This is a genomic window from Candidatus Micrarchaeia archaeon, from assembly GCA_041650355.1.
Lineage (GTDB): Archaea > Micrarchaeota > Micrarchaeia > Anstonellales > Bilamarchaeaceae > JAHJBR01.
This window is the reverse complement of the sequence record JBAZLI010000079.1, coordinates 1-4,024: the sequence shown is the minus strand read 5'-3', so window position 1 is coordinate 4,024 and position 4,024 is coordinate 1. Positions and strand designations below refer to the sequence as shown.

The 4,024-nt window shown below is 49.5% G+C and carries 2 protein-coding genes; one reads left to right on the top strand and one right to left on the bottom strand.

What is annotated here, in order from left to right; translation table 11 throughout:
• On the top strand, positions 1-3,330 hold a 3,330-nt coding region (gene polC / locus WC488_04825), incomplete at its 5' end, for a DNA polymerase II large subunit (GenBank protein ID MFA5077721.1).
• Here polC and WC488_04820 read toward each other — a convergent pair.
• Positions 3,327-4,001: a tripartite tricarboxylate transporter permease gene (locus WC488_04820; GenBank protein MFA5077720.1), complete on the bottom strand. Its 675-nt coding sequence runs from the start codon at positions 3,999-4,001 to the stop codon at positions 3,327-3,329. The genes polC and WC488_04820 overlap by 4 nt on opposite strands.
• Positions 4,002-4,024 lie beyond the last annotated feature (23 nt).

Here is a 4,024-nt window from a genome sequence, read left to right as displayed (position 1 = left end):
AGAATAAAGGAGCTCGAGAAAGAATACGGATTTTTGGATCCGGCTGTCTGCCTGAAAATCTCGGAGGAAATCGCGAAGGAAAAATTCTGCAAGTTCAAAAGCCATGAGGAAGCGATGGATGCGGGCCTGAGAGTCGCATTCGGCTATCTGACATGCGGCGTTGTCGCCGCTCCCCTCGAGGGATACACTCATTTCAAAGTCAAGAAAACAAGGGACGGAAAAGATTACATCTCCCCGTTTTTCTCGGGACCCATAGGAGGGGCGGGAAGAACAGCCGCGAGCATTTTCCTTCTGATAACAGACTATATTAGGGAACTTATGGGCTATGCAAAATACGACCCGACAGAGCAGGAAGTGAAAAGAATGATAACAGAGGTTTATGACAGGCACGAGAGAGTCAATAATCTCCAGTATCTTCCGAGCCCTGCTGAAATAGATTTTCTCGTGAGGAATCTTCCCATACAGATAGACGGCGACCCGACAGAGGAAAGAGAGGTTTCCAATTACAAGGACCTTGACAGGATAGAGACAAACAGGATAAGGAGCGGGGCATGCCTTATCTTAGGAGAGGGAATCGCCCAGAAAGCCCCGAAGCTTTTGAGAACGCTGAACAAGCTGAGGAAAATAGGATTCAAATTCAAGGACTGGGACTGGCTCGAGAAATTCGTAGAGCTGCAGAAATCAAAGATAGAGGAGAAGAAGCAGTCCGCGACAGCAACATACATTCAGGATGTCGTCGCGGGCAGGCCTGTTTTCGGGCATCCATCCGCTTCAGGCGCATTCAGATTAAGGTACGGCAGATGCAGGCTGAGCGGGTATTCCGCGATGGCGATACATCCCGCGACAATGACCGCGTTCGACGGATTCATAGCATTCGGAACGCAGATAAAATTAGAGAAGCCGAGCAAGGCTGCGGCGATAGGAGTGTGCGACAGCATAGACGGGCCGATTGTAAAGCTGCTTGACGGCTCTGTCGTGCAGTTCAGGACAGTAGAAAAGGCGAAGGAATTGAAAGACAAGATAAAAGAGATAATCTATTCAGGAGACATTCTTGTTTCGTACGGGGATTTCATAAACAGAAACCATCTGCTGAATCCCTGCGGATACAACAATGAGTGGTGGCTCGCGGAGCTGAAGGAAGTCGCTGTGAAATATTCAGACCCCCAGACTCTGGCGATAAAGACAGAGGCGCAGCTCGAGGACATGCAGAAAGTCCTGCAGACACTCGACAAAAAAGCGCCGAGCCTCGAGGAGGCCATGAAAGTCAGCATTGTCTTCAACATGCCCCTGCATCCTGATTTCATATATTACTGGTCGCAGATAAAATTCAGCCAATTCATCGATTTATTGGAATGGATTTCCCGCGCAGAGCCCGCGAATGGAAACCTCAATCTTCCGTACGGAAGCCACGAGAGGGAAAGGCTTGTTCCCGCGAAAAGGGCGCTGGAGCTGACAGGGATGGAGCACAAGGTCGGAATAGCTGATGTAATCATCGAGAAAAAAGATGCGGATGCGATGGCCGCCAATTTCGGGATATCCCCCGAGAATTTCGAATCAGAAATAAAAGCTTTTTTTGAAAAAGCGAAGATTGCAGGAGAGAAGACTGTTCTGGAATTCATAAACGAGAATTCCAGATTCAGGATAAAAGACAAGGCAGGGACATTCATCGGCTCGAGGATGGGAAGGCCGGAGAAGGCGAAGCCGAGGGAGCTCACAGGCTCGCCGAACTGCCTTTTTCCCGTCGGAGAAGAGGGAGGGAGACTGCGCAGCCTGCAGGCTGCGAACGAGAAAGGGTATGTGGAATCAGACTGGCCAATCCACTGGTGCGAAAAATGCGGCAGCGAGAGCATATATTTCGTATGCCACAAATGCGGAGGAAAAACCCAGCAGATGCATTACTGCTCCAAATGCTTCAAGAAAATGGAGACAGAAAGCTGCCCCCTTCACGGGCAGGAATCCATGAGGCCTTTCAGCGAGCAGAAAATACCAATAAAAGAATATTATGACTGCGCGATAAAGCAGCTCGGGCTGAAGGAAAAACCCGTTCTCGTGAAAGGAGTGAGGGGAACGAGCTCGACCAAGCACATCCCCGAGAATCTCGCGAAGGGAATCTTAAGGGCATCATTCAGCCTTCATGTCAACAAAGACGGGACAATAAGATACGATGCGAGCGAAGTTCCGATAACACAATTCAAGCCGAAGGAAGTCGGAACCTCGATAGAAAAACTCAGGGAATTGGGATACACCAAAGACATTTTCGACAGGGAGCTGAAAAACGAGGAGCAGATTCTCGAAATGAAGCCGCACGACATAATCCTCCCTTCATACGGGGGAAACGACGAGGCCGCGACAGACACTTTTTTCAAGACTGCCAAATTCATCGACGCGCTTCTCGAGAAATTCTACAAGCAGAAGCCGTTCTACAACCTGCAGAAAAAAGAGGATCTGGCGGGCCATCTTCTTCTTTGCATCGCCCCGCATAACTGCGCAGGCGTTGTCGCGAGGATAATAGGCCATGCGCCTATGCAGGCATTCCTCGCCTCGCCGTTCATGCACGCAACCATGAGAAGGGACTGCGACGGGGACGAAGGCGCGATGATGCTTCTTCTCGATGCGCTGCTGAATTTCTCGAGGGAATATCTTCCGGCGCACAGAGGCTCGACGCAGGATGCCCCTCTTACTCTGAACACGAGAATAAGGCCCGCTGAAATCGACGACATGATTTTCGACCTTGATGTGGCGAAGGAATACCCTCTCGAAATGTATATGGCCGCGGAGAAAAACATGCCTCCGAATACAGTGAAGATAGAGCAGATATCAGACAGGCTGAAAAGCGATAGCGAGTTCGCCTCGCTGAAGAACCTGCACTATACCCATGATGTCAGCGACATAAACGCGGGAACAGGATGCTCGATATACAAGACGCTGGCAACGATGCAGGAAAAGCTGGACCATCAGATGGCTCTCGCAGAAAAGCTCAGGGCCGTCGACGAGGCAGATGTCGCGCGCCTTGTGATAGACAGGCATTTCATCAGGGATATCAAGGGCAATTTCCATAAATTCACGAAGCAGCAGTTCAGATGCGTCGGCTGCAACGAGAAATACAGGAGGCCGCCGCTGAAAGGCAAGTGTCTGAAATGCGGAGGCAGGCTGATTTTCACGATAGCGGAGGGCTCGATAATCAAATATCTCGAGTCCGCGAGAAAGCTCGCCGAGAAATTCAATGTCCCTGCATACACAAAGCAGAACATCGCGCTGATAACTGTCGCGATAGAAAGCGTCTTCGGAAGGGAGAAAGAGAAGCAGCAGGATCTGAAGAAGTTCTTCTAAATAAGATAATACAAAATAACAGGCAAAAGCAAACATCCCATCATCTGGATTTTTCTCACTCCGAGGAATGCAGTCAGCATTCCTATCGCTGCCCCTGTAACCAAGACAAGCAGGGAAAGCGGGCCTGATAAAAGAACAGAGATTGCGGTTATGAAAACAAGAATTCCCAAGCAAAGCCACCTGTAATTTATCCTTGTCATTATTGCAGAGAATTTCTTCGCGAAGAACAGAGAGAGGAAAACTGAAATGCATCCTGCAACCAATCCGACGGCCAGCAGCAGCCAGAGCTGCTGCTGGCTCAATGCAGGAAGGAATTTTCCCGTGAAAACAGCGACTCCGCTCCGCGGCTTCCCGATAGAATAGAGCGCGACAAAGCTCAGAAGCATGACTATGGAATTCACCGCGCCGAGCATAAGAAGGAAAGATTTCTCCCTCATTTTCCTGAAAGATGACGCGATAACCGCCGCCTGCGCGCTTCCGACCCCGGGAAGAAATGAGACAAGAGAGGATGCAATGATGCTTAGGCTCATTGTTTTTTTGATTTCAGTTTTATCAATTATTGCGCTCTGTATTTTCTGTTCAGGAATCTTCACATTCTGCATGAAGCTCGAGCCAAGAAGAGACGCTCCGAACAAACCAGAGAATAAGGGAAATAGGGGTTGCTTAAGCACAGGAAAATTAAGCACCGCAAATC